Raw genomic sequence first — 17,288 nt, forward strand, 5'->3', positions numbered from 1 at the left:
CCTACTTATTTACCACTTTCATGAACGACTGATAATCCCGTTCAATATGGTGCCGCATCAGTTGGCGGGCATGATCTTGCTCTTGATTCTTTATTGCATGATAGATATCTTGATGATCTTTAAGCGCATCACGCATGTAAGCGGGGTTGCCTTCAAGAATGGCTTTCCGGTAAAAACTGTTCACACCACGGAGTTGTAATGTCATGGATGTGAGAAACGGGTTTTGACTCGCTCTTACGATTGCTTCATGGAATCCAAAATTCACTTGAAGCATTCCTTTCAAATCGTTATCCGCCACTTCCCTTTCCATTTCGTCAATGAACAACTTTATCTCTTCCAACTCTCTCGGCGTTCTGCGCTTCGCGGCATAGTACGCTGCAAGTGATTCCATTTCTACTCTGGCTTCATACAAATGCCGATAATCATCAATCGTCGGACTGACAACCGTAACTCCACCGGACGCATTCACATTGAGCAAACCATCCTTCTCCAGCATTCGCACCGCTTCACGGATAGGACTTCGACTGACGTTTAGTGTTTCAGAGACTTTCTCTTCTATTAACCTATCCCCGGGTGCAATTTCCCCGAGTGTGATCGCATTTTTCAAATAGTCGTAGACTTGCTCTTTTAGAGTCGTCTTCATTACAACGAAGTTCGACAATATGTTCCACCTCATTCCTGTCGACTGTATACAGTACACTGAATTCAGAATACAGAAACTGTTTGTTGTTGTCAATATTATTTTTGTATATTGAATTGCGCGTTTTGTGGGTTAGATGTTTATAGCATAAACCGCGCGTATCGAAACGTAACTGCTTCGTAACGAAACGTAGCGGGCGCAACGAAACGTAGACACCGCGTATCGAAATGTAACTGCTTCGTATCGAAACGTAGCACTCGCAACGAAACGTAGACACCGCGTATCGAAACGTAAGTGCGCCGTATCGAAATGTAATTGCTTCGTAACGAAACGTAGCACTCGCAACGAAACGTAGACACCGCGTATCGAAACGTAAGTGCGCCGTATCGAAATGTAACCGCTTCGTATCGAAACGTAGCGGGCGCAACGAAACGTAGACCCCGCGTATCGAAACGTAACGGCTTCGTAACGAAACGTAGCACGCGCAACGAAACGTAGACCCCGCGTATCGAAACGTAAGTGCGCCGTATCGAAATGTAACGGCTTCGTATCGAAACGTAGCATGCGCAACGAAACGTAGACACCGCGTATCGAAACGTAAGTGCGCCGTATCGAAATGTAACTGCTTCGTAACGAAACGTAGCGGGCGCAACGAAACGTAGACCCCGCGTATCGAAACGTAAAAGCGCCGTATCGAAATGTAACGGCTTCGTATCGAAACGTAGCGGGCGCAACGAAACGTAGACCCCGCGTATCGAAACGTAAAAGCGCCGTATCGAAATGTAACTGCTTCGTAACGAAACGTAGCACGCGCAACGAAACGTAGACAGCGTGTATCTGTGGTTTCCACAATACAAAAACCCACGCAGGATTATATCCCCGTGGGCTTTTGTCATTATTGGTTTGAATCTGAATGCTTACTTCAAATCTTCAATCGAATCAATGTCCATATACTCAGGCACGACGAGTCCGATTTTAACACCTTCCATATTAGCTCCTAAATCTTCAAACTTGCCTTCAAACTTATCTACATACGTTTTATGCGTGACTGGCAACCATGCTGCCAATGAAGCGTCGGCGCTGCCTTCCGCTACTGCAGTCCAAAGTGGGCCTGCTTCAACTTGTGTCAATGTTACATCGTAACCAACATTTTCAAGAACGAGTTTCATCACATTATGACTTGCAATTTCACTATCCCATGCAACGTAAGCAAGTTTGATCTTATCGCCGTCTACTTTCTCGACGCCGTCTGTCCACTCTGCAAGTTTGTCCGCATTTTTATCAAGCCAGTTTTGGGCAGCAACTTCCTCTTTTTCCCCTTCTTGAATCGCTACCATCACTTCTCCCATATCCTCTTCTGTCCAATGGAAATTGGAAAGGACTTGATGGGCTTCTGGCATATCTTCAGCAAGACCTATTCTAGCAATCGTCTTAATTTGTTCTTCTCCACCGTAAACACCTTTTGGATCGTCCAAGTATTTCAAATCGAATTTCGCGAATTTCCAGTGTGGAGTCCATCCAGTCACGATAATCGGCTTCTCTTTGTCGTATGCTTTTTTCAAGGATGCAGTCATTGCAGCTCCGGATCCTGTTGTAACATCCCATTTGTCTAGATCGTACTCTTTAATCGCTTTTTCAGTCGCTTCCATAATACCTGCGCCTGGATCGATGCCAGTAATTTTATAATCGACAGATTTCCCGACAGATGTCGAGTCGCCACCGTCTGCTGAAGTGTTGTCGTCTTCATTTCCACAAGCCGCCAATCCTACTGCAAGTATTGCAACTGCTCCTAGTCCAAACATCTTTTTCTTCAAATTCATGTTAAAGTTCCCCCTTGTTTTTTCTTTCCTGCGTGTTGTGTAATTCGGTCAAGTATGATTGCGACAATAACAATGGAAACACCGGTTTCAACACCGATGCCCGTTTTCAATTGTGTCACTGCCCTATACACTTCTTCACCGAGTCCTGGTGCACCGACCATGGATGCAATGACGACCATGGATAGTGAAAGCATGATGCTTTGATTAACTCCCGCCATAATTGTCTGTTTTGCTAACGGTATCTGTACTTTTGTCAGCCTTTGCCATGACGTTGAGCCAAATGCTTCAGTCGCTTCGATCAAATCTTTCGGAACTTGCTCAATTCCTAGCATAGTAAGCCGAATCGTTGGTGGCATCGAGAATATGACCGAAGCGACGACGCCTGGGACGACACCGATATCAAAGAAGAAAATGGCCGGTAACAGATATACAAATGCCGGCATCGTTTGCATCAAATCCAAAACAGGATTGATGATCTTCTTTACCGTCGAGTTCTGTGAACCCCAGATGCCAAGTGGAATCCCAATGACAAGTGCAATCGCTACTGATGTAATGACGAGTGAAAGCATCTGTAGCATGGAATACCAATAACCAAGATAATCAATGAACAGTAAACCGACCAATGTGAAGATCGCTATTCGCCGTGTCGAAATAAACCAAGCGAGTAAAGCGAACAACAAAGCCAAGACAATGGATGGCACTAGCGCCATTACGTCCACTGCCCCTTCGACAATACCTTTTAAGAAGGCGGAAATACCATCAAACACAGTACCAAAATGAGTAACAAGCCAATCGACACCTGTATCAATCCAATCTGCGAATGGTAATCGAGGTAACAAATCATTCATTATCTTTCACCTCGATTTCTTCTGTTTTTACGGTTTCAACCGTACGTTCACTACTATTAATAAACTGCCCGTCGCCTGCTAAAGCGCCGATCAGTGCACCACGAATAATAATGCCTTCCAAATGTTTTTGTTCATTTATAACTGCTACTGGAATAGTAGTCGTCGATACAACATCGAATAAGTCTGTCAAAACCGTATCTTTTGAAATTGTCGGAACATCTTTCAAAAGAACATCCTCTAATGACTTTCCGGTCTCAGAAGCTTGTACAGCATCTTGTGCCGTTACGGCTCCTAATAGCTGATTTCCCTTATCCACAATATATATTGAAGAGATATTCAAACGTTTCATGAGACGCAATGCTACACGAGCACCTCTGTCCACTTGAACTGAATCCGCTTTCTTCATAATATGACCCGCCGTCAATACTTTGGAGAGATCGACATCTTCCACAAATCGCTCTACGTACTTATTGGATGGATTCATCAAAATCTCCTCAGGTGTCCCGATTTGAACAATATCCCCATCTTTCATCAAAGCGATCCGATCACCGATGCGCAATGCTTCATCCAAATCGTGTGTTATGAAGATAATCGTTTTCCCCATATCATGATGTAATTGTAAAAGCTCATCTTGCATGTCTTTCCGAATTAACGGATCGAGTGCACTGAACGCTTCATCCATTAATAAGACATCTGGATCATTAGCAAGCGCACGCGCTAATCCTACACGCTGTTGCATACCTCCACTTAATTGGCTCGGATATTGTTCTTCATACCCTGATAGACCAACGAGTCTCAACGATTCTCTTGCCTTCTCTTGTCGCTCGGATTTCGTTATACCTTGGATTTCAAGCCCATATTCAGTATTTTCCTGAATTGTCTTATGAGGGAAGAGAGCAAAATTTTGAAAAACCATTCCGATTTTTTTGCGTCTCACATCTCGTAATTGCTCTTTGTTCATCCCGACAATATTTTCACCGTCAATAAGGATTTTCCCGATTGTCGGTTCAATGAGTCTGTTCAACATGCGGACTAACGTAGATTTACCACTTCCTGATAGTCCCATAATGACAAAAATCTCGCCATCATAAACATTAAAAGAAGCGTCTTTAACGCCCACTGTAGCACCAGTCATTTTCAAAATATCACTTTTCGTTTTTCCTTCGGCCAATAGTTGGGCAGCTCGCTTACTATGCTTCCCAAAGATTTTGGTCGTATTACTTACTTCAATTTTCTTTATCTGGTCATCCATGCCTACACTCCCTAAACATTGAGAATTAATATCTACTAGTATATGCATTAGAATTATCATTTACAACCGTTTTCACTAAATTAATTGTTTGTACAGTAAAAACTGTACAAAGAAATACTTATCATTGCAATTTAAAATTAGTTATAATACGCTTAAGTAAGAAAACGGAGATTTATTCTAACGACAGTTAGTGAGGGAGTTATTTTATGGACGGTAAAGAAGCACTTGATAAAGCACGCGAGCGGATTATTGAAACCATCGCACAAAACATACATCTATACGGTCTGACACCTTCTGCCGGTAGACAGTACGGCACGATGTTCTTTCATAACGAACCGCTTACATTGGACGATATGACTGAAGAGCTTGGAATGAGCAAAACAAGTATGAGCACTTCTGTTAGAGCATTATCGGACTTGAAATTGGTGGAACGTGCTTGGAAACGTGGAGTCCGTAAAGATCTTTACCAAGTCAAAGAAGATTGGTATCAAAGTTTTGTTGATTTGTTCTCTATTAAGTGGCGAAGATCTATATCTTTACACGCTGTTGCTGTCAAGAAATCCTTAAGTGAAATGAAGGATTTATACGAGAATAAGGATATAAGTGATGATTTGAAGGCTATGCTTGAAATAGATATTGAAAAACTCGAATACATGCGTGACTACTTTGAATGGCTTGATCGCCTAGTGGATGCGTTTGAAGAGCATGACATCTTCAATCTCGTCCCACCAAAAGATTATCCGAGAAATAAGTAGTAAGCGATGTGAATAATTTTTAATAGCCTTATGGATAACCGCTCCCCATAAGGCTTCTACATAGTTATCATCATTATTATGTACGTATAATACTGGAGGCAAATCCTTTGTTAAATAAAATCCCCAATCTGATCGTATTACTAATTTTCGGAACCCTTTCATTAGTCCTGGCGCTCACCTTACCCATCCCTAAAACACCCCAGTGGATTTTGCTCGGCATTGCGCTCATTCTGAACTTGACGAGCGCTATCAGCTTGATGGTTATAGGTGTCAAGCGCACAAGAGGAACAGCGTAAGCGTCACTCAAAATACGAATAAAATGCGAAAAAGGATGCTATCCGCGAAGATAGCATCCTTTTCTTATTGTTTTCAGTCTACAAATTGAACATCTTTCAACTGGTAGATACCTGAAGTATCGATGGAGAATCCTTTGATTTTATTACTTACGCCAGTCAGGTACTCCGTGTGGATCAAGTACGCCATTGGTGCATCTTCGATCAGATGCTCCTGGACTTTATTGTAGATTTCAATGCGCTTTTCAGGATCCGATTCACGGCGTCCCTGATTCAGCAGTTCGTCGACCTCAGCGTTTTCATAGAACGAACGGTTACCCGGGTCGCCTTTTTGTGAGGAGTGGAACAGCGCATATAGACCGTAGTCTGCGTCACCTGTAGAGTTCGACCAACCAAGGATGAACATGTCATGCTCACCAGCGGCAGTCTTGTCGAGATACGCACCGAATTCCATGACGTTTATGTCAACGTCGATGTTGACTTTTTTCAATTCAGCCTGGACAAGAACAGCAATCTGTTGACGTTGTGGGTTGTCGTTTGTCCAAATAGATGATTTGAATCCATCTGCATATCCAGCTTCTTCAAGAAGTTTCTTTGCTTCTTCAACGTTATAAGCAGTTGGTTCAGCGTCTTCATTGTATCCGAAGATACCAGGAGCAAGAGGTCCTTTTGCAAGTGTTCCGAAACCTTCGTAAACCCCTTCACTAATGTCTTCTTTGTTTACGAGCATGGAAATAGCTTTACGTACTTTCGGGTCATCAAAAGGTGCTTTTTCCGTATTGAATCCTAGGTATGCAAGGCTTGATGATGTTTGACGATTGACCGTTGCAAAGCTGCTGTTTTCGATACCGGCAACTTCGTTCGGCTGCAATGGATCAGCGATATGAACGTGACCCGTTTCAAGATCAGCGTTACGTACAGCACTTTCAGGGATTACTTTGAATGTGACAGAATCGACGTGAACTTTGTCACCCCAATAGTCATCATTGCGGACAAGTTTGATTTGATCGCCAGGTGTCCAGCTATCGAATTTGAAATACCCTGTTCCAACTGGATCTAAAGAAACAACAGAACCTGCATCTTTTCCGCCTTTCATCGCTTCATAATCAGCTTCAATCGATTTCGGGCTGACCATGCTACCTCCGTTATGAGATAAGTGCGCTAGAAGTGGTGAGAATGGATAATCTGTTTTGATTTGTACTGTATACTCATCTACTACATTTACTTCAGTTACCATTTCGTAAAGGAAGAAACGTGGTGATGCAACATCAGGGTCAAGAATACGCTCAAGGTTCATCTTCACGACTTCAGCATTAAAATCTTCACCGTCGTGGAACTTGACACCTTGTTGCAGTTTGAATTCATATGTTGTGTCATCAATAGCGTCCCAGCTTTCAGCAAGGCCTGGAATAATTTCGTTATTATCATTTCGGTTTACAAGTGTTTCATAAATATTCGCTTGAACTACGGAAGATGGCACATCGTTCGATCCAGCTGGATCCAATGAAGATGCATCGGATAATACTGCAAGAATCAGATCTCCGCCTTCTTTCGCTTCTCCTTTATCCTCTTCTTTGCTACCATCAGTTCCGCCGCTGGACGAGTCTCCGTTACCTGATGACGATGATGAATCTCCCCCACCGCCGGCACATGCCGCGAGAATCATCGAAAAGGCAAGAATTAGCATTAATAGCCACTTCAGATTACCATTTCTCTTCATATTTGTTACCCCCCATTTTGTTTTTGCCTATTGCACTGCCGTTTGACCCGGACAATACGCTAGTAAAATGAAATATAGCATACAAGCAAAAAAGAAACAATCCTTTTCAGAATAATTCGCATTGAATAAAATTTAATTCACAAAATAATATAACTTCATATCAACTCCCCTAACACTTATAATATCTGCCTATTAGATGAAGCTTCTTTTAATCCAATACAAAGAATTCACATTCAAATCCAAATTTATAAAAAATGATATACCTAAATTCGTCCATTCATGTTATGCTACTGTCAATCTATAAAGATACTAATTAATGTGTGATTTATGAAAATTACTAGGGGGAAGGTGTTCTACTATGGTCCAACAAAGTCCTGTTGCGGGTACGATCAGAAAGCCAGTTAACCCGCGTGTCGAATCTTATAAAAATCTTTGGCGCAGATTACGGAAAAACAAAGCGGCTGTTGTCGGCGGACTTCTCATTCTCGTATTCCTCGTTGCTGGAATCATCGGTCCTTATTTGACGACCCAAGATCCAAACCTGCCGCAAATTTCCATCAAACTTCAAGGGCCGTCAGCTGAACACTGGTTCGGTACGGATAACTACGGCCGCGACATCTTCACGCGGATTATCCACGGTATGGGCATTACAATGACCGTTGGATTCTTTTCGGTCGCTCTCGGTGGCATCATCGGAGTTTTCCTCGGTATCGTCTCGGGTTACTACGGCGGGAAACTCGACACCGTCATCATGAGGATCATGGACATCCTGCTTGCGTTCCCTGGAATTCTCCTTGCACTCGCAATCGTTTCTGTGCTTGGCGGAAGTTTGACAAATCTCATTATAGCCGTCGGGGTCTTCTCGGTACCGGCATTCGCCAGAATCGTACGCGGTTCGACATTGTCCGTTCGCAGACTTGAATACATAGATGCAGTGAAAGCGCTCGGTGCTTCAGATGCCCGCATCATCTTCAAGCATATTCTGCCGAATGTCATGTCACCGATCATTGTTCAACTGACATTGAGAATCGCAACTGCCGTTCTAACTGCCAGTGGCCTGTCGTTCCTCGGACTTGGCGCACCGCCTCCGACACCTGAATGGGGTGCGATGCTCAGTGAAGGGCGGGCTTATATGCAACAGGCACCGCATCTCGTTTTATTCCCTGGACTGATGATTGTCCTTTTCGTGTTAGCTTTCAATATTTTCGGTGACGGTCTGCGTGATGCACTGGATCCGAAGATGAATAAATGAAGGAGGAGGCACTTACATGACAAAATTTATTATAAGGCGCCTGCTCCAGACAATCCCTGTGCTGATCGGCGTATCAATTCTCGTGTTTTCGCTGATGTACCTCATTCCGGGTGATCCGGCACAGATGATCGCAGGCGAAGCCGCTTCCCCGCAGACGGTGGAACAGATCAGGGAAAAACTCGGTCTGAATGAACCGCCGCCGAAGCAGTATCTCAAATATATGAGCAATATCATCCAAGGTGATCTTGGCAACTCCATCCGTAGTGGACGTCCTGTAGCGGATGAAATAAAAGCACGGTTCTGGGTAACCGTAGAGTTATCCTTCTATGCAACCATACTAGCCGTTTTCATAGGTCTCATAGCTGGGATCGTTTCAGCAGTAAAGCACTACACTTGGTCTGACGTTACAATCATGATTGTCGCCTTATTCGGCTTATCCATGCCGAACTTCTGGTTTGGTCTTATGCTTATCCAGTGGTTTGCTATCGGTAGCTGGATGCCGGATTGGATGCCTCAAATGCGTGCCTCCGGTTGGGGCGATGATTGGAAACAAGTAATCTTGCCTGTTGTTACACTTGGTACAGGTGGAGCAGCAATCATTGCGAGGATGACACGAGCATCCATGCTAGAAGTGGTTGGACAGGATTACATCCGTACTGCACGGGCAAAAGGGATGGGTGAACGTGTTGTCATTTACCGTCACGCGTTGAAGAATGCTTTAATTCCTGTTATTACAGTTGTTGGTCTTGAGTTCGGTGGTTTCCTCGGAGGAGCAGTTCTAACTGAAACAATCTTTGCCATTAACGGCATGGGTCGTCTGACGATCGATGCAATACGGACACGTGACTTCCCGATTGTTCAAGGGACGGTACTTATCATTTCGTTCCTGTTCGTGTTTGTCAACTTACTCGTCGATATCTCGTACCGCTTACTGAATAAACGAATTGACCTTAATTGATAAAAGTGTGAAAAGAGGTGTGTCACGATGGAAACGGATTTGTTAAAAGTGGAGGATCTCCGCACATCCTTTTATACAGATGAAGGAGAAGTGAAGGCCGTCGACGGTGTTAGTTTCATCCTACCTAAAGGGAAGACGCTCGGGATCGTCGGCGAATCGGGATCTGGTAAAAGTATTACGGCGCTTTCCATTTTGAACCTTCTCGCTTCAAACGGCAAAATTGTCGGTGGAGAAATCAATTTCAAAGGGAAGAACCTTCTTTCATTTTCAGATAAAGAAATGCGGGAAATCCGTGGGAACGCCATCTCGATGATTTTCCAGGAGCCTATGACATCATTGAATCCTGTCTTTACAGTCGGCCAGCAAATTAGTGAGTCCATTATAAAACATCAGAAACTATCAAAAAAAGAAGCAAATATACGATCCATCGAATTATTAAAACTGGTAGGTATCCCTTCCCCTGACAAGCGAGTGAAACAATATCCGTATGAGCTGTCCGGAGGCATGCGGCAGCGGGTCATGATTGCAATTGCACTTGCATGCAATCCTGAAATGCTTATCGCAGATGAACCGACAACTGCCCTTGACGTAACAATCCAAGCACAGATCCTCGGTTTGATTCGTGGCTTGCAGACACGTTTCGGCATGTCCGTCATTATGATTACGCATGACCTCGGCGTTGTCGCGGAAACATGTGATTTTGTTGCGGTCATGTATGCTGGACAGGTTGTCGAATACTCGGATATCTTCACATTATTTGAAGAGCCGAAGCATCCGTATACAATCGGACTTATGAACTCACTCCCTCGTCATGACGTAGAAATCGAAAAGCTTGAACCGATACGCGGGAACGTTCCGAATCCAAAGGAAATGCCTACAGGTTGCAGGTTTTCTCCACGCTGTCCGGCTGCTACAGATCTTTGCAGACGGGAAATGCCGGAACTGCTGAAAGATGATGATGGAAATGATGTACGTTGCTGGATTTATTCTGAAAAATGGGAAGGCGAAGCGGAGGTGACTGTCTATGGTGAAAAAAGAATTGCTAAAGGTCACGGGTCTGAAACAATACTTTCCGATTAAAGGCGGATTGATGGGTAGGACCGTGAATCATGTCAAAGCAGTTGATGACATTAGCTTTACGATTCACGAAGGTGAAACGGTAAGTATCGTAGGTGAATCCGGTTGCGGTAAGTCGACTACAGGACGCGCCATCCTTAGACTGGAGGAACCGACTGAAGGATCCGTCGTCTTCAACGGCGACGAGCTGACAACATTGTCTAAACGGGAAATGCGGACGCACCGGAAAGATTTACAGATCATTTTCCAGGATCCATACGCGTCCATCAATCCTAGACAGACCGTAGCAGATGTACTTGATGAAGCGATGACCATTCAAAAAATACTCCCTGCCAAACAGCGCAGGAAGCGGATTATTGAATTGCTTGAAACTGTAGGGTTGAATGAATACCAGGCGGATCGTTATCCCCATGAGTTTTCAGGTGGGCAACGACAACGGATTGGAATTGCGCGGGCTTTGTCTGTAGATCCAAAGCTGATCATCTGTGATGAAGCGGTGTCGGCACTAGACGTATCCATCCAGGCACAAGTGTTGAATCTGCTTGAGGAACTGCAAGAGGAATTCAATCTGACATATTTGTTCATCTCACATGACTTAGGTGTCGTCCGGCATATTTCTGACCGCGTCATCGTCATGTATCTCGGAAAAATTGTCGAGATCGGGGACAAATACTCTATTTTCGAGAATGCAAAACATCCATACACGAAAGCATTGTTATCTGCAATTCCTGTACCGGATCCTAAGGCCGTGAAGAAGCATATCGTCCTTAAAGGCGACGTCCCTTCTCCAATTGATCCGCCAGCAGGTTGCCGTTTCCATACAAGATGTCCATTCGCTCAAGATAAATGCAAAGTGGACGTGCCTGAATTGATTGTCCATGAAGGGATGAGAGAAGGCCATCAAGCCGCCTGTCACTTCGTCGAGGAAATTGAAAACGGCACCTTGCAAGCAGCGGAATTTGAAGAGACATTTTTCGGATAAAAAAATTGAACGTGAAGCATGATCGGTTTTTTCACCCGGTCATGCTTTTTAGTGTGGCGGGCTGACTTCAGGTCTTTCTTTCGGTGCATGTGCTTCCATATTTCCTGTAGAAATAACTGCAAGCAAGCTGAAACAGAGTAACAACTTCATCCATTTCCTTTTCAAATCTTTTCACCACCTTTCAATTCTTTCATCATATGACGATAAGAGCGCGTAGAATATTCTTGATAAGTATAAGCACTTTTATATTTCTTCTGATCAGCGTAATATGCGGAGAATTCACGGGAAACGTCTTTTAAACTCATCCAATCTTCATTCTCTAAGAACAGATCTATACACCGGATCATATGCCGTTCGTACTGCTCGTATTCTCGCATGGAAAAGTACATATTCGCTTCTATTCTAAGGAGATGGGCTTCTTCTAATTCGTTTGACACTTCCTCTCTCAATTGTCTCAAACAAATTTGTAGCGTCTCAAAATCTTTAAGTTCAAATAGCATATCGATTTTCAGCTTTTTCGAAGAAAATTGATTACTAGAACGGATAGCCTTTTTCACTTCAAGACTCCGGTTGACCATTTCCAAAGCCTGTACATATTCTTTCTTTACATTGTGGATGACTGCCAGATTATGATAGAGATTCCCGTAAGTGTTCGTTACCTCTTCTGCAAGTATGCTGAATCCTTTGTTGATATACTTTTCAGCTTCATTCAATTCATGCAGGTCGATATAGAGCGCGGCTACAAGATTATAGCAATCTCCACACTCTTTCCAACAATGCATGTCCATATATAATCGTAGTGCTTGCTTCGCATAAACGAGCGTACATCCGTAATCTGACTCATGGTAATAAGCCAACGCGAGATTGTAATTGATCTTCGCAGACATTAATTCATCTGTACTTAGATGAAGGGATTCTTTGAAATGCCCAATACTTGCTGCATATTTCCTTTCATAATAAAAATACAGTCCTGTTACGTACTGGTATTTCTCAAGTATAGAGAGATTAGCATCAGCAATGTAGCCTTTCGGTATACAAGCAATTACTTCACGATAGTGCTTTTGCGCATCGGATATTCTGCCTAGTTTCAGATGTTCCAAATACTTTAATACGTTGTACATTATTTCTTGTTTCAATGAAGCGATATAGAGGAAATTGCTATCATTCTTTATTAAAAAAGAATCAATTCCCCCTTTTTCTTCAGCAATCAACCGTTCATATTCCATCAACAGCTTCTGCAATTTGAAATTTTCTTCATGTATTCTATGAAGATACGAAGAAGGAACATTTAGGCGTTCCGCAAGCAAGAAAAGGACTTCACTTGATGGTTCAAAACGTCCACTTTCGATATTGCTGTAGTGTGAAGTCGAAACAATACCTGCACTGATAGATTTTTGAGATAGATTTTTCTCTTCACGCAACCTTTTCAGCCTGCTTCCGATATGCATGGAGACTTCTCCCCTTCTAACATCATTGTTATTTTCATTGTAGGGTTTTCAGCCGTCTTGGACAACCAACTTTCGGTTTATTCTAATTATTCATTCTTAAGTACTTGTTTTGTGTTTCTACAAATGATTTATTAATCAATATGCATCGTTCACTGTAAAAGAATTTTGTATGAAGATTTTCGCCAATGCCTCTATTAATTTTCATTTAAAAACCTTTTTTTCTTATTACTATTGTAATATGGCAAAAGTTTAAAGCTTTAAGGTCCATTCACTCCTACTCGAATACATACAAAATAAGTATTTTCCCAAAATTCGATTATTAATAGATTGTTGGTATAATAGAATTATGTTGGACAACATACATTTTGAAGGTGGCTCGGCCGGTTGCCTTCCCAAGGAGAGAGACGGATGAAAAAGTATTCAGCAATGTTCATCGCATTCATTCTTGTCAGCAGTGTCCAGTTCAATGCACAGGCAGCTTCCTTCAACAAAGATTTCGGTAACAACTTTGATAAGAAATTCGAAAACACCGTCGACAAGATTCTTGTCATGCAGCCTGGCGTTTCAGCTGAAGAACTCGAACTGGAAGTGGAAGAACTCTCATTGACAATGGGCATGAGCAAAGAGGAAATCTACAACCAGATGTACAGTGAAATCGAAGAGCAGAACAGAATGGCAGAAGAAGAAGCAGCTCAATTAGCAGAAGAATTAGCGGCTTCAGGTGAAATGGATGCGCTTGGTGGAGGAAGCACATCACTACTTATCGTCGGCCCTAGCGCACAAGGCGATTTCTATTACACACCTTCCTCAACTGCATACGTGAACCACGGGCATGTCGGTCTCTATTACACGAGCAATACAATTGTAGAATCGATATATCCTTCAGGGGTACGCAGCATTTCTGCCAATGTGCGAAAAGTGGACAGAGGAGCAGTCGTCAGATCCGTTTCCGCTTCCAGTACAGTGAAAAAGAATGCCGCTGTATGGGCATTCGGCGAAATAGGACAGAAGTATTCCTTGAACTTTGCAAATAACCGCAACACTAGTCACTACGGAGACAAAAACTGTTCTAAACTGATCTGGTCAGCGTATAAGGTGAAGGGAAATATGGACCTTGATGTCAATAAAGGGCTTGGCGTCTATCCACGAGATGTCCGAGATGCTAGTCAGACAGCTCATAAACGCACAGTGAGGTAAGTCAATTGGAGCAAGCATAATCATTTTGCTTGCTCTACTACATATGACAGGGAGTGTGAAATGAAATGGAGAGAAAATGGATTTTCATTATAGCGGCATTGGCACTATTCTTTGTAATTGGTGCGACTTCTTTCTACGTGTTCGGTAAAAAAGCGGACACGGTTTCTTCTGATGAATTGCCGGCAATTATGTCAGATTCCATCGCATCCCTTTACTTTTCCACGACTGCTGATCAAGATATGAATCGGGACGGACTAAGCTACGTTGCATTCATCGACAAAAAAGGAAATACAAAACTTTGGGAGATGGATGGCTTGGAACTCGGAACAATCCACCAGGAGGGCGACTCGTTTTTCATGGAAGACAGAAACAATGTGTATATTATTGATGACAACGAAACAAAGCAATTCAAAGCTGACATCGAAGAGCATACCGGCGAAGTTACTGGTTACAAAGACGGCAAATTCTTCAGTGTTTATAATTCGGGTTTTACAGACAAAAACGACTATGCATCGAATATAAGAATCGGAGACAGTTCAGGATTTGAAACGGCTCATATTCCATATTATATGCATATGTCCGGCATGTCTGAAGACGAAATTACGTTCATTGCGGGTGATGAAGAAACGATCTCTTTATACAAGACTCCACTTCAAAAAGACATCCACATCGAAGAAATCGTCTCGTTAGGCGAAATTGGCGACCGTTTAGGACTCTCTCCAATTCTCATCGAAGATGGTCATTATTATATGTTAATTAGCGACACGCAAAAATTGACAAGCGACTTGTACAGAATAAATGGCGAGACAAAAAAGACTGATGTATACCCTTTTCTCACATATAAAGACGCTGATGATTACCGTGTTCGCGTTCCTTATAATTTGAGGAATGCAGCAACCATCTCTAACGGTGTATTCCATTATGTGGATGGAGCAGGCGATGTGCATGGATTTGATTTCACGACAGAACAGATTCTACCAGTCATTGCTCTTGAAGGAGCAAGTAAGGGGAGTATGAAATTGAATGAACAGACCTACTTCAAAGGTGGGAACCTCCATTTCTTCCGTTATAACAAATCAATCGAAGCCTATTCAATCGACACGTACGATCTTCTATCCGGTGAGCTCATTGATGAACTGCCCGTACATGGGCTGGGTCAGATGTTCAATTATGTCAACAGTAAGAAAAAGCGCGTCGCATCGTATGATTTCCTTGTTAAATGAACTAAAAAGAAGTCAGCCAATAGATATGTTGGCTGACTTCTTTCTGTCTTATCCTAATTTGTCTTCTTCGAGTATATCAGTAGGTTCGCTAACTAAATAATACTTCCCTTTTGTAATCACTGCGATAAGTACAGTTAATACGGCTGCAAGTATGGCTGCAAAAAATGCTGCAGTCGACTCGAGGAACACACCCATGTAGCCGAGTGCTGCGACAGTGCCAAGCAGACTTGCTACAATTAAAGACACTGTGCCGACAGGATTCCACTTATATAAGAATTTCTGTCGTGCAACATAATAATTCGGGCCGATTTTCAACATTTTTTTCACGACAAGTGCATCCGTTACAAGGACCGCTGCCCAAGCCAATAGGAAAACACCTTGAAATGTCATCAATGTATCAACATGTTCAGTTATATTCAACAGCATGAGAACAATCGCTGTAATGCCGGATACAACTACCCAAAAACGTCGACCCGGTTCGAATTTAAACATATTTTCAAAGAAATTGGACAGCGATAACGAACTGCTATAAATATTCGTGACGTTAATCCTTAATTGCGTCAGCATCGTGAATAATGCACCACCGATACCTAACAATAAGACGATATAGACACCTGGATCCGCTTCAAGGAATCGGACACCGAACCAGATGCCAAGTCCCCCCATTACTCCGAAACAGAAAACTTGTGGAATGAACCCGATCATGACAGATCCCAGTTTAATGTCTGCCGGTTTTAAAAAACGGGCATAATCGGAAGCAAGCAATGCTGTCAAACCCATAATTCCGTGGTGCATTCCAATACATAACAACAAGGCCTCTCCACCAATCGTAACACCTTCAGGCATATACGTGAAAACGGATCCTTCGTAAATCGGGATTTTGTAGAAAGAGACGACAACTGCTGTAATTAAAAACACTATAAATACCGGCATGGACCATTTTTGTAATTTGTCCAATTGCTCTATGCCAAACCAATTCAGAGGGATAACGATGGAACCGAATACGATAATTAGTACCCATTTAGGAAGTGTAGGAAAGAAGTGGTGAACAGCGGAAACTAAGATGAGTCCCTCAAAGGCACAGTACATAATGAAATTGGACGCATATATTAATGACGTCAGAGATGATCCTATATAGCCAAATCCCCCACCGCGTGACAGTAGATTGACGTTCATGCCGGATTTTGCAGACAAGTAAGCAATGACTGTCCCAAGCATCCCTGCGACGATAATCGCATATGCGGAAGAAATCATTGCGTTAATAGCACCGAATTTCAGTGCCATGACACTTCCCATTTGGAAATAAAAGATAGCTGTCGCAATCCCAAATGTGATATTGGTGATGCTTAACCAGCTTTTGTTCCGTTCATTGAGCGGAACCCGATCTAACGAATAATCGTCTGATGAAACTTCTTCAGTTGGCTGTAAGTTTTCAGTTGACTGGATAAACGTCAACCCCTTTCTGTGTAATTTCGCATGATTTTTGTGACTCCGTGGACAGACAGTTTGCAGATCGAATATCCCGATTTAGTCACTTTCTTAGCATATCAAGGAATTTCAAGCGATTCAAACAATCGATACAAATACATAAAGCGCACAAACGGCTAAGTTGTCGAATTCCGTGCAGTAAAGCCAGTCATTCCCCGGGAAATAACGACAAAACAATTGAGAATAATCCACGATAGTACACTTAGTAAGATCATTGCACGAATAGAGTTCGAATTCCCGAGATAAATGCAATATTTCCTACATCATTCCCTTGATACCCTCTAAGAAAACCTTATAATGCGACTCATTCATCAGGCTGAATATAGGTCATTATG

Annotated in this window: 15 protein-coding genes; 8 read left to right on the top strand and 7 right to left on the bottom strand. The window is 42.7% G+C overall.

All coding sequences use genetic code 11. The annotated features are described in order from the left end of the window. Position 1: 1 nt before the first annotated feature. The 4 genes from H9649_RS09475 to H9649_RS09490 all read right to left on the bottom strand — a co-directional run bounded on the left by H9649_RS09475 (position 2) and on the right by H9649_RS09490 (position 4,560). Positions 2-661 (bottom strand): GntR family transcriptional regulator, encoded by a 660-nt coding sequence (locus tag H9649_RS09475; RefSeq protein ID WP_225229785.1) that lies wholly within the window; start codon positions 659-661, stop codon positions 2-4. Positions 662-1,557: 896 nt separating this feature from the next. Further along, positions 1,558-2,454: a glycine betaine ABC transporter substrate-binding protein gene (locus H9649_RS09480; protein WP_191694574.1), complete on the bottom strand. Its 897-nt coding sequence runs from the start codon at positions 2,452-2,454 to the stop codon at positions 1,558-1,560. 2 nt (positions 2,455-2,456) lie between these two features. Continuing rightward, complete coding sequence (locus H9649_RS09485) at positions 2,457-3,308, bottom strand: ABC transporter permease (protein WP_191694506.1); 852 nt, start codon at positions 3,306-3,308, stop codon at positions 2,457-2,459. Then, entirely contained in the window at positions 3,301-4,560 is a 1,260-nt protein-coding gene (locus H9649_RS09490; protein ID WP_191694507.1) for a quaternary amine ABC transporter ATP-binding protein, read from the bottom strand. Before H9649_RS09490 ends, H9649_RS09485 begins: the two co-directional genes overlap by 8 nt. A 206-nt stretch (positions 4,561-4,766) precedes the next feature. Between H9649_RS09490 and H9649_RS09495 the strand changes: the two genes are divergently transcribed. Continuing rightward, a complete protein-coding gene (locus tag H9649_RS09495) occupies positions 4,767-5,315 on the top strand; it encodes a GbsR/MarR family transcriptional regulator (protein WP_191694508.1) in 549 nt (182 codons plus the stop codon). A 107-nt stretch (positions 5,316-5,422) separates the two neighbouring features. Further along, entirely contained in the window at positions 5,423-5,611 is a 189-nt protein-coding gene (locus tag H9649_RS09500; RefSeq protein WP_191694509.1) for a hypothetical protein, read from the top strand. 73 nt (positions 5,612-5,684) lie between these two features. On the opposite strand, the gene H9649_RS09505 is transcribed toward H9649_RS09500, so the two are convergent. Beyond that, positions 5,685-7,328, bottom strand: a complete 1,644-nt coding sequence (locus tag H9649_RS09505) for a glutathione ABC transporter substrate-binding protein (protein WP_191694510.1) — start codon at positions 7,326-7,328, stop codon at positions 5,685-5,687. A 358-nt stretch (positions 7,329-7,686) separates the two neighbouring features. Here H9649_RS09505 and H9649_RS09510 point away from each other — a divergent pair, with 358 nt between their 5' ends. From H9649_RS09510 to H9649_RS09525, 4 genes are read left to right on the top strand one after another with little or no spacing between them, the layout of a single operon-like run. Then, positions 7,687-8,580, top strand: a complete 894-nt coding sequence (locus H9649_RS09510; RefSeq protein ID WP_191694511.1) for an ABC transporter permease — start codon at positions 7,687-7,689, stop codon at positions 8,578-8,580. Positions 8,581-8,596: 16 nt separating this feature from the next. Continuing rightward, complete coding sequence (locus H9649_RS09515) at positions 8,597-9,538, top strand: ABC transporter permease (protein WP_191694512.1); 942 nt, start codon at positions 8,597-8,599, stop codon at positions 9,536-9,538. Positions 9,539-9,565: 27 nt separating this feature from the next. Continuing rightward, entirely contained in the window at positions 9,566-10,618 is a 1,053-nt protein-coding gene (locus tag H9649_RS09520; RefSeq protein WP_191694513.1) for an ABC transporter ATP-binding protein, read from the top strand. After that, entirely contained in the window at positions 10,563-11,597 is a 1,035-nt protein-coding gene (locus H9649_RS09525; RefSeq protein WP_225229786.1) for an ABC transporter ATP-binding protein, read from the top strand. The genes H9649_RS09520 and H9649_RS09525 overlap by 56 nt, the downstream gene beginning before the upstream one ends. Positions 11,598-11,758: 161 nt before the next feature. Here the strand turns inward: H9649_RS09525 and H9649_RS09530 are convergent, their stop codons facing one another. Further along, positions 11,759-13,045: a helix-turn-helix domain-containing protein gene (locus tag H9649_RS09530; RefSeq protein ID WP_191694514.1), complete on the bottom strand. Its 1,287-nt coding sequence runs from the start codon at positions 13,043-13,045 to the stop codon at positions 11,759-11,761. A gap of 408 nt (positions 13,046-13,453) precedes the next feature. Here H9649_RS09530 and H9649_RS09535 point away from each other — a divergent pair, with 408 nt between their 5' ends. Together H9649_RS09535 and H9649_RS09540 are read left to right on the top strand one after the other, a co-directional pair. Beyond that, positions 13,454-14,242 carry a YiiX/YebB-like N1pC/P60 family cysteine hydrolase gene (locus tag H9649_RS09535; RefSeq protein WP_191694515.1) on the top strand — a complete coding sequence of 263 codons (789 nt, stop codon included), beginning with the start codon at positions 13,454-13,456 and terminating at the stop codon, positions 14,240-14,242. A gap of 65 nt (positions 14,243-14,307) precedes the next feature. After that, a complete protein-coding gene (locus H9649_RS09540) occupies positions 14,308-15,465 on the top strand; it encodes a hypothetical protein (RefSeq protein ID WP_191694516.1) in 1,158 nt (385 codons plus the stop codon). 48 nt (positions 15,466-15,513) lie between these two features. Here H9649_RS09540 and H9649_RS09545 read toward each other — a convergent pair whose 3' ends face one another. Further along, positions 15,514-16,920 (bottom strand): purine-cytosine permease family protein, encoded by a 1,407-nt coding sequence (locus H9649_RS09545; protein WP_225229787.1) that lies wholly within the window; start codon positions 16,918-16,920, stop codon positions 15,514-15,516. Positions 16,921-17,288: the final 368 nt, after the last annotated feature.

It is taken from the genome of Sporosarcina quadrami (genome assembly GCF_014836615.1).
GTDB lineage: Bacteria > Bacillota > Bacilli > Bacillales_A > Planococcaceae > Sporosarcina > Sporosarcina quadrami.